A 14,220-nucleotide genomic window follows, 5' to 3' on the forward strand; every position below is an offset into this window, starting at 1 on the left:
CGGGGGAGGCGATGTGCGACCGCTCCAAGGGGAAGTGAGGCCGGCCGGGACCGGGGTCCGGGCCCGGTCGGCGGGCGTGAGGAGGACCGTGCGAAGATGGACCGGGAGAAGCTGAGGGCGATCCTGGAAGACGTCGAGGCCGGCCGCCTCTCGACGGCCGCGGCGCTGGCTCGCCTCCGCGACCTCCCCTACGAGGACCTGAGGTTCGCCAAGGTGGATCTGCACCGGGCGCTGCGGGCGGGGGCGCCTGAAGCCGTCTTCTGCCTGGGGAAGACCCTGGATCAGGTGGTCGCGATCGTGGCGCGGCTGGGCGCTCATCACGACAATGTCCTGGCCACGCGCGCCACCGCGGAGACGGCCCACGCCATCGAGGCCGCCGGCCTCCCGCACCGCTACCACGCCGAGGCCCGGCTCGTCGTGGTCAATCCGAAGCCGATCGACGGTGTGGGGCTGGTCGCCGTCGCCACCGCCGGCACCTCCGACATCCCGGTGGCCGAGGAAGCCGCGGTCACCTGCGAGGTCCTCGGCAACCGGGTGGAGCGGGTGTACGACGTGGGAGTAGCGGGGCTCCACCGGGTGCTGGATCACCACCACATCCTGAGCGAGGCCAACGCCATCATCGCCGTGGCGGGCATGGAGGGGGCGCTGCCGAGCGTCATCGCGGGACTGGTGGACCGGCCGTTGATTGCGGTCCCGACCAGCGTGGGCTACGGCGCGTCCTTCGGCGGCATCACGGCGCTCCTGGCCATGCTCAACTCCTGCGCCCCGGGCGTGAGCGTCGTCAACATCGACAACGGCTACGGCGCCGCCGTCCAGGCCAACCAGATCAACAAGCTCGCCAGCAAGGTCCGGTGAGGCCGTCGCGACCGGACGGGCCGCGCGAGAGGCGAACGTGACCACCGCGCTGGCCGTCGTGCTCCTGGGCCTGGTCCTCGGCATGCGCCACTCCACCGATCCCGACCACGTCATCGCCGTCACGACGATCGTGAGCCGCGAGCAAGGACTGGGGAGCGCCGCGCTCATCGGACTCATGTGGGGACTCGGCCACACGGTGACCATCGTCCTCGCCGGGGGCGCCATCGTCCTCTGGAACCTCGTGATCCCGCCCCGGGTGGGTCTCACGATGGATCTCTCCGTCGCCCTGATGCTGATTCTTCTGGGGCTCTTGAACCTGCGCGGCGTCGTCAGCCGGATCGGGGAGGCCCGTCCTGCGACGGGGAGTGCCAGCGGTGGGACGCACGGCCACGCGCATCGGCACGGCGACTACGTGCACACCCACTCGCACGGTCACGCGCCGGACGGCCATGGCCACGGGGAGGATGCGACCCCCCTGGGATGGCTCGACAGGAGGATCGCGCGGCCGGGGCTCTACCGGGCTGCGCGTCCGCTCATCGTGGGGGTGCTCCACGGCCTCGCGGGGTCGGCCGCCGTGGCCCTGCTCGTGCTCGCCACGATCCGGGATCCCCGGTGGGCGACGGCCTACCTGCTGGTCTTCGGGCTGGGCACCATCGCCGGGATGATGCTGATGACCGTGGCCATCGCGTGGCCGTTCGCCTACACGGCCGGCCGCCTCCCGCTGATCAACCGATACCTGGGGATGGCCTCGGGTGTCCTGAGCCTCGCCTTCGGCCTCTTCCTCGCCTACCAGGTCGGGTTCGTGAGCGGGCTCTTCGGTGGAGATCCCCGCTGGGCGCCGGAATGAACCGCGGGCTCGAGCGAGACTGTGGGCCGCGCTACGCCCCCTTGCGAATCCAGATCGCCGTGTCGTGGAACGCGGCGCCGCCGGCCGGCCAGGCCGGATCGGCGCCGGTGAGGACGTTGATGCCGATGCCGTTCTCGAAGTGGCGGTTCGGCCAGATCCCCTCGACGATCACGACCCCCCGCTGCTGACCCGCCTGCGGCCTGGCGTGGACCGTCACCGTGCCACGCTCGTTGCCGAGCACCACCCGGTCCCCCTCGACCACGCCGAGCGCGGCGCAGTCGTCGGGGTGCAGCAGCGCGGTGGGGCGCCCCTCGCGGCGCAGCGAGCCCGGCGTCTCGGTGAACGTGGAGTTGAGGAATGTGCGCGCCGGCGCGGCCACCAAGCGGAACGGCCGGTCAGCCGTGGCCTCGTCGATCACCGCGAAGTGGTCGGGGAGCCCGGGCATCTCCTGCCAGCGCCCCCCGTAGGCCGACCAGTCCGGCTTGAAGCGGAACCTGCCGTCGGGCCAGGCGAAGCCGGCGAGGAAGTGCGCCGTCTCGAACGGCAGGGCCATGTCCTGGCCGCCGCGCTCCCAGTTCGTCCGCGCATCCCACATGCCGGACTGGCGGAGCGTCCAGTCCATGATCTCCCACGCCGTCATCTCGAAGCCACGATGCCGCGCGCCGAGGTGGTGGGCCAGGTCTGCGATCACGCGGTGGTTCTCGCGGCACTCGCCGGGCGGCTCGATCGCGCGACGGGCGACCTGGAAGTAGGTGTGGCCGCTCGCCGTGTAGAAATCGTCGTGCTCGACGAACATGGTGGCCGGCAGCACCACGTCGGCGAAGGCCGCCGTCTCCGTGAGGAACTGCTCGTGCACACAGAGGAACAGGTCCTCCCGGGCCAGGCCCTTGTGGACGAGCGTGAGGTCGGGACACACCATGGCAGGGTTGGTGTTCTGGACCAGCATGGCGGTGACCGGGGGGCCGTACCCGAGGGCCTCGGGATCGCCCGTGAGGATCGGCCCCAGGCGAGACTGATCGAGCTGGCGCACGGAGCGGTCCACGGCGTCGAGCCCTTCGATCAGCGAGCGATCGAGCGGGTAGATGGCCGTCTGGCCGTAGAGGGCGCCGCCCCCCGGGTGCTGCCAGGCGCCCGTCACCGCGGGCAGGCAGGACACGGCGTGCATGTTGGCCGCGCCGTTGCGTGACCGGCTGAAACCGTGGTGGCAGCGGATGAAGCTTCGCCTGGTGCGCCCGTAGAGCCGGGCGAACGTCACGATCTCCTCGACAGCCAGGCCGGTGATGCGCGCGGCCCACTCCGGCGAGCGCGTCCTGACGTGCGCGGCCAGCTCGTCCGGGGCGTCCGTGTACCGACGGAGGTAGGCCCAGTCGGCATGGCCCTCGGCGAACAGGACGTGCATCACCGCGCAGGCCAGGGCGCCGTCGGTGCCCGGACGCAAAGCGAGGTGCATGTCGGCCTGCGCCGCGGTGTCCGTACGGTAGGGATCGACCACGACGAGCGTGGCGCCGCGCCGGCGGGCGCGCAGGGCGTGGGTCATGACGTTGACCTGCGTGTGCACCGGGTTGCCGCCCCAGATCACCACGAGGTCCGAGTGCTCGCCCACCTCGCGGAAGTCGACCCCGCGCTTGGCTCCGGTGCCCGCCGTCCAGCCAGCATCCGACAGGGCCACGCAGATGGTCGACTTCCAGCGCGAGTACTTCATCACGTGGCGCAGGCGGTTGATGCCGTCGCGCTGCACCAGGCCCATGGTCCCCGCGTAGTAGTACGGCCACACCGCGGCAGGGCCCAGCCGCGCGGCCTGCTCGGTGAAGGCGTGGGCGACGAGGTCCAGCGCCTCGTCCCACCCGATCCGGGTGAACTGGCCAGAGCCCTTGGGACCGACGCGCTTGAGGGGGTAGAGGAGGCGATCGGGATGGTGGACGCGCTCGGCGTAGCGGGACACCTTCTCGCAGATCACACCCGCCGTGTAGCTGTTGCGCGCCGAGCCGCGCATCCGGCCGATCGTGCGCGCGTCGAGGCGCTCCACGTCGAGGGCGCACGTGCTGGTGCAGTCGTGCGGGCAGACGGAGGGGACCGTCAGGACCGCGGGCCGACTCTCGCCCTGGAGGGGGGCAGCCGCCTCCTCTCGCATGGGCCCACGATACCTCCGGCCCGGGCCGCTCCGCCACCTCTTCCCCGTTCGGGCTGGGCCGCCCCCCTCAGCCGGCCCGGCCCGCACTTGATCCCCGGCCATCACTATCGGCGTCAGGAATTGGGCACAGAGCATGGAAGAAAAGGCCTGCCCTTTGGCGGCCAAACGAATCCCCTCTTGTCGGTGACCTTTACATTCGGAAATGACTTCCGCTTCCAACACATCGAAAGGTGCTCATGCGCCGATGTTGGCACTCTTGTTGCTCTCGGACTTGTTGCCGGAACGGGCCGGTGCTGATGTTCCCTTGGATCTGGGCACGCAAGGAGGAGCCATGAAAACGCTTCTTGGACTGGTCTTGACAGCGCTGCTCCTGGGCTTTGCCGCGCCCGGGATGGCCGATACCTATACCCAGCTCACCTTGCCGGCGCTGAACGTGCGCATACAGACCTGGACCGGCGGCGGGGCATACGATCCCATATTCCCCAGCACGCAGACCTGGAACGGCGTTCCCTTCACGTTCGCGGAGGACGCCAGCGGCAACCAGGTCTGGATGGGTAACATGGACGTCCCGGTCAATGTCTTCGGCGCCACCAAGGCGTACACAATCATGAACTCGGCATTCGGAGCCTTCGGCTCCGTGAACGGCTCCATCGAGTTCTTCGGTTCCGGCGACGGCTATTACGAGATGGATCTCACCCAGGGCATCAATATCCGCGATCACTGAAACGGGGGCTTCAACAACGCCATCGACGGCATCAACGCCGTGCCTGCCTTCAACCCCGGCGGCGCCCGCCTCGACATGCAGATCTTCGATCTGCTGGCAACTTTTTCCGACGAAGAGCTGGTAACCCTGCGCTTCAACTACATGCCCCAAGGGTCCGGGGGCAACCCCCTCGCCGGCGCCGTCACGAGGCGGGCTGCCCCGGGTGCTGCGCGGGGGTCCTCAGGGGCGGGCGGATCTCAGCCGCCCGCCGGAGATCGCGTTTGTCACTCCTATGCGCTGAGTCCGGTGGGTCTCGGCGGTCTTCGGTGCGCGGCACGGTGAAGAACTGCGTCGGCGCGGTGCAGGAAGCGCTGGACGGTTGGCCGCGGGTGGACTAGACTTAGTCCGCTATGGAGACGGTCAATGTGCACGATGCGAAGACGCATTTCTCGCGGCTCCTGGACCGCGCGCAGGAGGGCCAGGAGTTCGTGATTGCGAAGGCTGGCAGGCCGGTGGCCAGGCTCGGGCCGCTCGCACGGCCGGGGAAGAAGCGGCGGCTGGGCCTGCTCGACGGCAAGTTCAGGATCCCCGACGACTTCAACGAGCCGCTGCCGGACGAAGTGATCGCCGCCTTCGAAGGCCGTCGGCGGTGAGGGTCCTGCTCGATACGCACCTGCTGCTCTGGTCGGTGGCGAGTTCGCGCCGGCTGCCGAAGGTGGCGCGGTCCCTCATCCTCGATGGGGCGAACGAGGTGTTCTACAGTGCCGCAAGCGTGTGGGAAGTAGCCATCAAGAGCGCGCTGCGGCGCACGGACTTCAGGGCCAATCCGACAGTGCTCGTGCGCGCTCTCGCGCAAAGCGGGTTCTCCGAGTTGCCGGTGACGGCAGCGCATGCGGCGCGCGTCGCCGGCTTGCCGGCAATTCACCGCGATCCGTTCGACCGGCTGCTGGTGGCGCAGTCGCTGGCCGAGCCGATGACGCTCCTCACGAATGACGCGGTGCTGGTGCGCTACGGTCCGTTGGTACAGTTGGTGTAAGGAAGGGGCGCCCCCCGCCGGATTCCGTTCCCGCTGGTTATCCTTCTTCGAGCGACACCTGGATCGCCTTCTTCTACGCCCTCAGAACCATCGGGCCCCTGCTATGCGCCTCCTGTGCGCTGGTCCACCGTCCTCAGCCTGCCTTCTCCCCCTCGCGGGAGAGGGAGGCGTGATGGAGGGCCAGCCAGACCGTCGGCCCGGCGGGATCCGTCCACTCGACCCGATGGCGGCAGCGAGCCGGGATCTCGACCCAGTCACCCGGGCCCAGCACGAGGAGGTCCGGCTTCCCCTCGACGCGGAGCGCCGCGCTCCCGCGCAGGAGCACGACCCACTCGTCCCCCGCCTGATCCCACCAGCGCCCCGGAGGCGTCGCCTGGCCGGTGGAGATGATCCGCTCGAGCGTGAGGCCGGGGCAGTCGAGCAGGACCTCGACCAGCTCGCCGGGCCGGGGTCCCGGGAGATTGGCGAAGAGGTTGCCTCGCTTCACGCGGTCAGCCGCTCGATCAGCACCCTGTGCTCGGGGTAGAGAGCGCGCAGCGAGGAACGATCGGCAAGCTCGAAGTCGGCGAAGTCGAAGCCGGGCGCCACGGTACCCCCCACGAGAGCATAGGAGTCCGGGTCGTTGACGACGGCGCCATACCAGGAGCCGGCCGGTACCACCGCCTGGAACACCTCGCCCCGGTCGGCATCCCGGCCCATCACCACCTCCCGCAGTTCGCCGCCCGGCAGGATGAGGAAGAGCGTGAGGGGAGCCCCCTCGTAGAAGTGCCACACCTCGTCGGACTTGATGCGATGGAGGGCTGAGACCTGGTGCCCTTCGAGGAGGAAGTAGATCGCGGTGGCAAGGCACCGTGGCCCGCCGAAGCGGGCCGGCAGGGCGGAGTCCGCCATGCCTTCCGCCGAGCGGTACGTTTCCCTGAAGTAACCGCCCTCCGGATGGGGCGCGAGCCCGAGGCGCTCGATCCAGTCCCGGGCGGTGGGCACTACCAGCCGATGGCGTGGGCGCCGCGTCGGGGGTCGGCCCCGGCCATCAAGGTGCCGTCGGGCCCGACCACCACCGCGCATACCGCTCCCGCCCGCCAGGACCACTCGGGCCACTCCGAGAGCACATGGCCGAGGGCCGCCAGCGCCCCGCGCGTTTCGGGGGCGATGCGCCGCTCCACCTCCAGCACCCCGGGGGCGCTCGTGTGCGGCCAGAAGGAGTCGGGAAAGCTTCGCGTGGCGATGCGGGGGGCCTCGACGGCCTCCTGGGGCCGCATGCCGAACACCGCGAGATTGAGGAACACCTGGAGCATGGCCTGCTGCTGGACATCTCCACCCGGCGTGCCGAAGGGCATGACGAGCCGGCCGCCGCTCAGGACCATCGCCGGCGCCGGCGTCAGCCGGGGCCGCTTCCCGGGAGCCACCTCGCTCGGGTGCCCGGGCACCAGCCACCCCTGGGATCCCCGGGGCGAGACCACGCATCCCAGCCCGGGCACCACGGGGGAGTCCACCGATGGGTCGCTGGGCGTCGCCGAGAACCCGTTGCCCTCGGCGTCCACCACCGCGACATAGGAGGTGTCCAGCGCATCGCCGGGGCGGGCCACGCGCGGAGGCGGCGCGGGCAACGCCCCGTTCATCACGGCCGCGAGCCCGTACGGGTCTCCCGGGGGAGGCATGTCGGGCCATGCCCGGCCCTCGTCGAGGAGCGCGCGCCGGCGCTCGGCATAGACCTTGGAGAGGAGCCCGTCGGCCGGCACCTTCACGTGGCGTGGATCGCCGTAATAGGCCTCGCGGTCGGCGAAAGCGAGCTTCATGGCCTCGGTGAGCACGTGGAGCAACCGCGGGGAATTGTGTCCCAGCGCCCCGAGATCGTACGGCTCGAGGAGGTTCAGCATCTGCAGCAGCACCGGCCCCTGGCAGGAGAAGCCACAGGTGGCCACCTCGTACTGGTGGAACGAGGTCCTGAGCGCCGGGGCCACCTCGACCTGGAAGTCGGCGAGATCCTTGAGCGCCAAGAGCCCGCCCTCGCGCTCGTGGAACTCGACGATCCGGCGCGCGATCTCCCCCCTGTAGAAGGCGTCCCGGGCCGCCCGGATGGCGCCGGCCCGGCCCCGGTCGCGCGCCAGTTTCTCGGCCTCGCCCATCAGCTTGATGGTGCCGGCCAGCTCCGCCTGGACGAAGCGGTGGCCCGGAGGGGGGGGCGCCCCGCCGGGGAGGTACAGCGCCGCGGAAGAGGGCCAGCGCCGGTAGCGGTCGGCGCTCCGCCCGATGAGATAGGCGGAGAAGACCGAGAGCGGGAACCCGTGCTCGGCGCACTCGAGGGCGGGAGCGGCCACCTCCGCGAAGGAGAGCGTTCCCCAGCGCCCGAGCGCCGTGCACCACGCGTCGGGGGAGGCGGGAACCACCGTGCGGAGCACACCCGGCGGGATCTCGCCGCCGCAGCGGTTGCGGTAGAAGTCCGCGCTCGCCCTCCTCGGATACGGGCCGACCCCCGTCACCTCGAAGGTCTCGCGCGTGGCGGCGAGGTGGACCAGGATGGGCGCCACGCCGGCGAAGCTCACCATGTCGGGATGGACCACGCCCAGCGCGAGCCCGGCGGCCACGCCGGCGTCGATGGCGTTGCCGCCGGAGGCGAGGATGCGCGCAGCCGCCTGAGCGGCAAGCGGGTGGCCGGCAGACACCATGAAGCGCCGCCCCATCACCTGGGTCACGGGGCCGGCGAACGCAGCGGAACTCTGCGGCTGCGACTCCGCGGCGTCGAGGCTCATGGCGCGCATGGTACCATGCCCCCTGTGAGCGGCATTCCTCTCATCGGCGTCAGTACCTCCATCACGGTGGGCAAGACCCCCGAGCGCGCCTATGTCAACTCGACCTACCTGCACGCCATCCAGCAGGCGGGAGGGGTGCCGCTGCCGCTGCCCCCGCAGCTCGGCTCACGCGCGCTCGAGGCGGTCGCGCGGGAGCTTCACGGCCTCCTGCTCACGGGCGGCGGGGACGTCGATCCCGCCCTGTTCGGCGAGGCGCCGCACCCCACGCTGTGCGACGTGGCGCCGGCGCGGGACGCGCTGGAGACCGCCGCCGTCCGCCTGGCGCTTGAGCGCCGCCTCCCGATCCTCGCCATCTGCCGCGGCATCCAGATCCTGAACGTGGCGCTGGGCGGCACGCTCCATCAGGACGTGGGGACGGATCCGGGCACCGAGCTCCGCCACAGCCAGGAGGCGCCCAGGGATCAGCCCAGCCACAAGGTGAACGTGGCGCCGGGCAGTCGCCTGGCGGAGGTGTTGGGAACGGCCGAGATCGAGGTGAACAGCATGCATCATCAGGCCGTGAGGGCCCCGGGCCGTGGGCTCGTCGCCGTGGCCTGGGCCCCGGATCAGATCATCGAGGGCGTCGAGCTGGACGATCGCGAGCACTTCGTGCTCGCCGTGCAGTGGCACCCGGAGGAGCTGGTCTCCCACTCCGCGCCCGCCCGGCGGCTCTTCTCCGCCCTCGTCGACGCCGCCCGCTAGATCGGCGTCCAGCGGGACGGCGCGTCGGGCCGGCGCTCCTCCCTCACCCGCCCCTCCTTCGAGAGCTTCCGCAGGTGGGCGTGGACCGACATCGCCGCGGCCGGGTGCAGCGCCCGGGGGACGTCGGCGTAGATGATCGCGACCATCTGCGGGATGGTGCGGGCGCCCCCACCCAGGGCGTCGAGGATCTGGCGCTCGCGCATCATCCGGTGGTCCAGGTACTCCTGGATCTTCCCCTGGGCGTCCTCGATGACGGGGCCGTGCGCCGGATAGATGCGCTGCACGTCGAGGTCCTGCACCCGCCTGAGCGAGGCCATGTAGTGGGCCAGATCGCCGTCGTCGTCGGGGATCACGCTGGTGGAACCCGCCAGGATGAGGTCGCCGCTGAACAGCGCACGCTCCTCCGGCAGGTAGAAGCACAGGTGGTCGGAGGCGTGTCCCGGCGTGTGGATCGCGATCAGGGTCACGCCATCCCCGGCCACCGCCACGCCATTCCGGAGGTCCCGGGTGCCCTCGGGCAGCCCGGCGTCCTTGAGGATCATCTTGGCGACCGGGAGCCCCGGGAAGCGCGCGCGCAGGTCGCCCACACCCCCGATGTGGTCCCGGTGGCGGTGGGTGAGGACGATCCGCTCGGGGCGGTCCCAGCCGCGCTGCGCGAGATACTCCTGGAGCAGGGTCACGTAGCCCGGGATGCCTGCCCCAGTGTCGATGAGGACGGGGTGCTTCGCGCCCACGAGGTAGGTGTTGGTGCCCGGGCCGGTCATCATCCCGGGATTGAGGCCCAGCACCCGCCCGACGAGCTCGCTGGGCGTTGCGGTCCTCGGGAAGTCCGGATCGATCCAGCTCATGCGTCCCCCTCGCTCACGCGACCCCCAGGTAGCGCCGCTTGACCTCCTCGTCGGCCTCGAGGCCCTGCGGCGTCCCCTCGTAGACGATCTGCCCCCTGTTCATGACGTACACCCGATCCGCCACCTGGAGTGCCAGGTGGTAGTTCTGCTCCACGAGCAGGATGGAGAGGTGCTGCCCCTTGAGCCCCTTCACGACGCGTCCGATCTCGCGCACGATGATGGGCGCCAACCCCTCGGAGGGCTCGTCGAGCAGGAGCAGGCGCCCGTTGGTGAGGAGCGCGCGTCCGATGGCCAGCATCTGTTGCTCCCCGCCGGAAAGCGTGCCGCCCGCCTGCTCGGCCCGCTCGCGCAGCCGCGGGAAGAGTCCGAAGACCCGCTCGAGCGTCCAGCCGTCGGCCCGCGCGCCCAGCAGCAGGTTCTCCCGCACGGAGAGCGGGGCAAAGATGCGCCGCCCCTGCGGCACCAGCCCGACGCCCCGGCGCGAGATCCGGTACGGGGGCCAGGCGTGGATGGGCGCGCCCTCGAACAGGATACGCCCCTCCCGTGGCGGCGTGAAGCCGATGATGCTGCGGATCAGCGTCGTCTTCCCCGCCCCGTTCCGCCCGAGCAGGGCCACGGCCTCGCCCTGCGCGACGCGGAGGGAGACGCCGTGGAGGATGTGGCTCTCCCCGTAGTACGTGTGTACGCCGGCGACCTCGAGCATGGCCCTCACGCGCTCCCGAGATAGACCTCGTACACTCGCGGGTCGGCCTTCACTTCCTCGAACGACCCCTCGCTCAGCACCTCGCCGTAGTGCAGCACGGTCACGCGGTCCGCCAGCGACGACACGACGTCCATATCGTGCTCGATGATCAGGAGAGTCACCTCCCGCGGCAGCCCCTCGAGCATGCGGGTCATGCGCAGCGTCTCTTCGGGCGACATCCCGGCCGTGGGCTCGTCCAGGAGGAGGAGCTTCGGCGAGGTGGCCAGCGCCACGCCCACCTCGAGCTGGCGCTGCTCCCCGTAGGACAGGCGCGAGGCCGGCTCCTGGAGGCGCTCCGCGAGGCCCACCGCCTCGGCGGCCTCCCGCGCCCGCAGGAGGGGCCCCGGCAACCGCGAGATGCTGCCCAGGAGATTGTAGCTGCCCCGCTCGCCGGCGGCCGCCGCGAGGCGCAGGTTCTCGAGCACGCTCAGCCGGGGGAAGAGGTTCGTGCGCTGGAAGGAGCGCGAGATCCCGCGGCGGGCCACCACGTGCGGCGGCAACCCTGCGATGGGCCGGCCCTCGAAGAGGATGCGCCCCGCCGAGGGAGCCAGCGAGCCCGTGATCAGGTTGAACAGCGTGGTCTTGCCCGCGCCGTTGGGGCCGATGATGGCCCGCCGCTGGCGGGGGGCGATCTCGAGGGACACGTCGCTGACCGCGCTCAGCGCACCGAAGTGGCGCGCTAGCCGATCGGCGACGAGCAGCGGTGCGACGGCCGCCATCACGCCCGGAGCCCCACGCGGCCCCGGAGAACGCCGACGATGCCGCCCGGCGCGAAGAGGACGAGGAGAATGAACGTCAGCCCGAGGATCAGCATCCAGCGCTCGGTGTAGGAGCTCACGAGGCTCTGCAGCAGGATGAACGCGCCGGCCCCCAGGACTGCGCCGCCGAGGGTGCCGGTGCCGCCGATGATCACCATCAGGAGGGCTTCCCCGGAGGTGGTCCAGAGGAAGGCGTCCGGCGTGATCGAGCCCACGAGCTGGGTGTAGAGCGCCCCCGCCATGCCCGCCACCGTGCCGGCGATGACGAAGGCCAGGAGCTTGTAGCGGTTCACCGCGTACCCCACCGCCTCCATCCGTCCCTCGTTCTCGTTGATGCCCTGCAGCACGTGCCCGAAGGGCGAGCGGACGACGCGCCGCAGGCCCAGGGCGGTCAGCGCCACGAGGCTCAGGAGGAAGAGGTGGAAGCCCATGGGCTGCGCCAGGTTCACGCCCAGGACCTGGGCGCGCGGGACGCCGACGATGCCGTCCTCGGCGCCCAGCCATGCGGCCTGGAAGGTCACCGCGTAGAACATCTGGGAGAAGGCCAGCGTCAGCATGATGAAGTAGACGCCGCCCACCCGGATCGAGAAGAAGCCGATGACGAGCGCGGCCAGCCCGGCCGCCAGCGGCGGGAGCACCAGCGCCGACAGCGTCCCGGGGTAGGCCGTGAGGGCCAGGGCGGCCACGTAGCCGCCGACGCCGAAGAAGGCGGAGTGGCCGAAGGACACCATGCCGGCGTAGCCCATGAGGAGATCCAGGCTCATGGCGAAGATGCCCCAGATGAGGATCTCCTGGAGCAGCTTCACGGGGTAGTTGCCGAAGAAGAGCGGGAAGAGCGCCGCCAGCGCCGCGAGCAGGCCGAACGCGGCCAGCCGGGCGATCACTTGAGCGGCCGTCCGAACAGGCCCTGGGGCCTTAGCAGCACGATGGCGGCCATGACGAGGTAGATCATGAGCATCGAGGCGCCGGGGAGCCAGGCCTTCCCGAAGGTCTCGGCCTGGCCGATGATGAGGCTCCCCACGAGGGAGCCCTTGAGGCTGCCGAGCCCGCCCACGACCACCACGATGAGCGCGGGGATCAGGATGCTGGCGCCCATGGGCGGGTAGGCGGACTGGATGGGGCCGGCGATGACGCCCGACAGCCCCGCCAGCGCGGTGCCGAAGGCGAACACCCCGGTGAACACCCGGTGGATGTTGACCCCCATGCCGGCGGTCATCTCGGCGTCGAAGACCCCCGCCCGGATGATGGAGCCGAGCCGCGTGCGCTCGATGAGCAGCCACACCGCCCCCGCCATGGCCAGGCCGAAGACGATCACGAACAGGCGATAGGAGGGCACGGTGGCCCCGACCACGGTCACGGAGCCCGAGAAGAGATCGGGCGCGGGAATGGAGCGGATCCGCCCGCCCCAGCCCCACTTCACGAGGTCCTCGAAGAAGTAGATGAGCCCGAAGGTCAGCAGCACCTGGTCCAGCGGCGGCCGGTGGTACAGGGGCCGCAGGCAGGAGCGCTCGATGGCGGCACCGATGCCCCCGACGACGAGCGGAGCGACGACGAGCGCCAGCCAGAAACTGCCCGTGGCCGCGATCAGGGCCAGTCCGGCGTAGGCGCCGAGCATGTAGAAGGAGCCGTGGGCCAGGTTGACCACGTCCAGCATGCCGAAGATCAGCGTCAGCCCGACCGAGAGGAGGAAGAGAAGGACGCCGTAGGACAGCCCGTTCAGGGCCTGGGCGAACAGATCGGGGAAGGCGGGCACGCAGGTGAAGACCGGGAGGCCGGACCCGGAGGCCCGGCCCCCCGCGGATGTCCGTCAGGCCGGCAAGGTGCAACCGGTCCCGGGGTCGGTCACGTCGGCGACCTTGTCGATCGGGACGTTGTTGAGCCCGCCGGCGACCTCCTTGACCTCGCGGATGTAGATGTACGGCTGGATCACGTTGTGCGACTTCTGGTCGAAGCGGAAGCGGCCGCGCGGGCTGTCGAACGCGGTCTTGCCGATGGCCGCGACGAGCTTGTCCTTGTCCTGGGTATTGCCGTTGACCGCCTTGAGCGCGCGGACGATGACCTCCGCGGTGTCATAACCCTGGCAGGCGAAGCCGTCCGGGGTCTTCCCGCCGAACTTGGCCTTGAAGTCCGCCACGAACTTCTTGTTCACCGGGTTGTCGAGGAGCGGAGTGTAGAAGTGCCCCGTGATGACGCCCAGCGCCGACTTGCCCTGGGCCGGCAGCACGTCGGGCTCGGTGAGGAAGCCGGCGCCCGTGAGCTTGATCGACTGCTTCAGCCCGAACTGGTCGTACTGCTTCACGAAGTTGACGGCGTCGGAGCCCGAGAAGAAGCAGTAGACGGCCTTGGCGCCCGACTGCTTGATCTTGGTGAGGTACGGGGCATAGTCCGTCTCGCTGAGCTTCGGGTAATCCTCGGCCACGACCTTGCCGCCGGCCGGCAGGTAGGTCTCCTTGAAGGCGTTCATCATGTCCTTGCCCGCCTGGTAGTTCGGCGCGACGAGGAACACCTCCTTCGAGACGTTCTTCGCGACCCAGCCGCCCATGGGCCAGTTGGGCTGCCAGTTGGAGAACGACGTGCGGAAGATCCACTTCGAGCAGCGCTCGCGGCTGATGGCGTCGGCGCCGGCGTTGGAGACGATGAGGATGGTCTTGGAGTTGTGGACCTTGTCCCGCATGCCCATGAGCACGCCGCTGTGCACGGGGCCCGTGAGGATGTCGACCTTGTCCGAGTCGATGAGCTTGTCCGCCTTGCGGATGCCCACCGGGGGCTTGGCCTCCGTGTCCTCCTTGATGAGCTCGATCTTCCGGCC

At 70.4% G+C, this 14,220-nt stretch carries 16 protein-coding genes; 6 read left to right on the top strand and 10 right to left on the bottom strand.

The annotated features are described in order from the left end of the window. Window positions 1–96: 96 nt before the first annotated feature. Window positions 97–855 carry a nickel pincer cofactor biosynthesis protein LarB gene (gene larB / locus HYV93_00905; protein ID MBI2524516.1) on the top strand — a complete coding sequence of 253 codons (759 nt, stop codon included), beginning with the start codon at window positions 97–99 and terminating at the stop codon, window positions 853–855. Window positions 856–937: 82 nt separating this feature from the next. After that, complete coding sequence (locus HYV93_00910) at window positions 938–1,702, top strand: high-affinity nickel-transport family protein (GenBank protein MBI2524517.1); 765 nt, start codon at window positions 938–940, stop codon at window positions 1,700–1,702. A gap of 31 nt (window positions 1,703–1,733) precedes the next feature. On the opposite strand, the gene HYV93_00915 is transcribed toward HYV93_00910, so the two are convergent. Continuing rightward, complete coding sequence (locus HYV93_00915) at window positions 1,734–3,833, bottom strand: molybdopterin oxidoreductase family protein (GenBank protein ID MBI2524518.1); 2,100 nt, start codon at window positions 3,831–3,833, stop codon at window positions 1,734–1,736. Window positions 3,834–4,164: 331 nt separating this feature from the next. Here HYV93_00915 and HYV93_00920 point away from each other — a divergent pair, with 331 nt between their 5' ends. From HYV93_00920 to HYV93_00930, 3 genes are all read left to right on the top strand, one after another. Further along, window positions 4,165–4,557: a hypothetical protein gene (locus tag HYV93_00920; protein ID MBI2524519.1), complete on the top strand. Its 393-nt coding sequence runs from the start codon at window positions 4,165–4,167 to the stop codon at window positions 4,555–4,557. Between the two features lie 389 nt (window positions 4,558–4,946). Continuing rightward, window positions 4,947–5,189: a type II toxin-antitoxin system Phd/YefM family antitoxin gene (locus HYV93_00925; GenBank protein MBI2524520.1), complete on the top strand. Its 243-nt coding sequence runs from the start codon at window positions 4,947–4,949 to the stop codon at window positions 5,187–5,189. Continuing rightward, window positions 5,186–5,572, top strand: coding sequence for a type II toxin-antitoxin system VapC family toxin (locus HYV93_00930; GenBank protein ID MBI2524521.1), 387 nt, complete (start codon window positions 5,186–5,188; stop codon window positions 5,570–5,572). The genes HYV93_00925 and HYV93_00930 overlap by 4 nt, the downstream gene beginning before the upstream one ends. Before the next feature lie 133 nt (window positions 5,573–5,705). On the opposite strand, the gene HYV93_00935 is transcribed toward HYV93_00930, so the two are convergent. The 3 genes from HYV93_00935 to HYV93_00945 are packed head-to-tail and all read right to left on the bottom strand — an operon-like array spanning window position 5,706 to window position 8,322. After that, window positions 5,706–6,059, bottom strand: coding sequence for a cupin domain-containing protein (locus tag HYV93_00935; GenBank protein ID MBI2524522.1), 354 nt, complete (start codon window positions 6,057–6,059; stop codon window positions 5,706–5,708). Beyond that, window positions 6,056–6,637: a cupin domain-containing protein gene (locus HYV93_00940; protein MBI2524523.1), complete on the bottom strand. Its 582-nt coding sequence runs from the start codon at window positions 6,635–6,637 to the stop codon at window positions 6,056–6,058. Before HYV93_00940 ends, HYV93_00935 begins: the two co-directional genes overlap by 4 nt. Beyond that, window positions 6,556–8,322 (bottom strand): gamma-glutamyltransferase, encoded by a 1,767-nt coding sequence (locus tag HYV93_00945; protein MBI2524524.1) that lies wholly within the window; start codon window positions 8,320–8,322, stop codon window positions 6,556–6,558. The genes HYV93_00940 and HYV93_00945 overlap by 82 nt, the downstream gene beginning before the upstream one ends. 24 nt (window positions 8,323–8,346) lie before the next feature. Here HYV93_00945 and HYV93_00950 point away from each other — a divergent pair, with 24 nt between their 5' ends. Continuing rightward, window positions 8,347–9,063: a gamma-glutamyl-gamma-aminobutyrate hydrolase family protein gene (locus HYV93_00950; protein ID MBI2524525.1), complete on the top strand. Its 717-nt coding sequence runs from the start codon at window positions 8,347–8,349 to the stop codon at window positions 9,061–9,063. On the opposite strand, the gene HYV93_00955 is transcribed toward HYV93_00950, so the two are convergent. The 6 genes from HYV93_00955 to HYV93_00980 form a co-directional block, all read right to left on the bottom strand. After that, window positions 9,060–9,911 (bottom strand): beta-lactamase-like protein 2, encoded by an 852-nt coding sequence (locus HYV93_00955; GenBank protein ID MBI2524526.1) that lies wholly within the window; start codon window positions 9,909–9,911, stop codon window positions 9,060–9,062. The two genes, HYV93_00950 and HYV93_00955, sit on opposite strands and share 4 nt — an antisense overlap. Before the next feature lie 13 nt (window positions 9,912–9,924). Continuing rightward, window positions 9,925–10,614: an ABC transporter ATP-binding protein gene (locus HYV93_00960; protein MBI2524527.1), complete on the bottom strand. Its 690-nt coding sequence runs from the start codon at window positions 10,612–10,614 to the stop codon at window positions 9,925–9,927. 5 nt (window positions 10,615–10,619) lie between these two features. Then, window positions 10,620–11,372 carry an ABC transporter ATP-binding protein gene (locus HYV93_00965; GenBank protein ID MBI2524528.1) on the bottom strand — a complete coding sequence of 251 codons (753 nt, stop codon included), beginning with the start codon at window positions 11,370–11,372 and terminating at the stop codon, window positions 10,620–10,622. Next, window positions 11,372–12,295, bottom strand: coding sequence for a branched-chain amino acid ABC transporter permease (locus HYV93_00970; protein ID MBI2524529.1), 924 nt, complete (start codon window positions 12,293–12,295; stop codon window positions 11,372–11,374). Before HYV93_00970 ends, HYV93_00965 begins: the two co-directional genes overlap by 1 nt. After that, window positions 12,292–13,146 carry a branched-chain amino acid ABC transporter permease gene (locus HYV93_00975; protein ID MBI2524530.1) on the bottom strand — a complete coding sequence of 285 codons (855 nt, stop codon included), beginning with the start codon at window positions 13,144–13,146 and terminating at the stop codon, window positions 12,292–12,294. The genes HYV93_00970 and HYV93_00975 overlap by 4 nt, the downstream gene beginning before the upstream one ends. A gap of 72 nt (window positions 13,147–13,218) precedes the next feature. Next, a partial coding sequence (locus HYV93_00980) for an ABC transporter substrate-binding protein (GenBank protein ID MBI2524531.1) occupies window positions 13,219–14,220 on the bottom strand: 1,002 nt, incomplete at its 5' end.

The sequence above is a fragment of the Candidatus Rokuibacteriota bacterium genome (assembly GCA_016188005.1).
In the GTDB taxonomy this organism is placed as follows: domain Bacteria; phylum Methylomirabilota; class Methylomirabilia; order Rokubacteriales; family CSP1-6; genus UBA12499.

Bases quoted from the DNA above. Each gene is read 5' to 3' on its own strand.
- HYV93_00915 (MBI2524518.1), bottom strand. From the start codon at position 3,833: ATGCGAGAGGAGGCGGCTGCCCCCCTCCAGGGCGAGAGTCGGCCCGCG.
- HYV93_00940 (MBI2524523.1), bottom strand. From the start codon at position 6,637: ATGCGCGGTGGTGGTCGGGCCCGACGGCACCTTGATGGCCGGGGCCGA.
- HYV93_00960 (MBI2524527.1), bottom strand. From the start codon at position 10,614: ATGCTCGAGGTCGCCGGCGTACACACGTACTACGGGGAGAGCCACATC.
- larB (MBI2524516.1), top strand. From the start codon at position 97: ATGGACCGGGAGAAGCTGAGGGCGATCCTGGAAGACGTCGAGGCCGGC.
- HYV93_00955 (MBI2524526.1), bottom strand. From the start codon at position 9,911: ATGAGCTGGATCGATCCGGACTTCCCGAGGACCGCAACGCCCAGCGAG.
- HYV93_00965 (MBI2524528.1), bottom strand. From the start codon at position 11,372: ATGGCGGCCGTCGCACCGCTGCTCGTCGCCGATCGGCTAGCGCGCCAC.
- HYV93_00925 (MBI2524520.1), top strand. From the start codon at position 4,947: ATGGAGACGGTCAATGTGCACGATGCGAAGACGCATTTCTCGCGGCTC.
- HYV93_00945 (MBI2524524.1), bottom strand. From the start codon at position 8,322: ATGAGCCTCGACGCCGCGGAGTCGCAGCCGCAGAGTTCCGCTGCGTTC.
- HYV93_00920 (MBI2524519.1), top strand. From the start codon at position 4,165: ATGAAAACGCTTCTTGGACTGGTCTTGACAGCGCTGCTCCTGGGCTTT.
- HYV93_00910 (MBI2524517.1), top strand. From the start codon at position 938: ATGCGCCACTCCACCGATCCCGACCACGTCATCGCCGTCACGACGATC.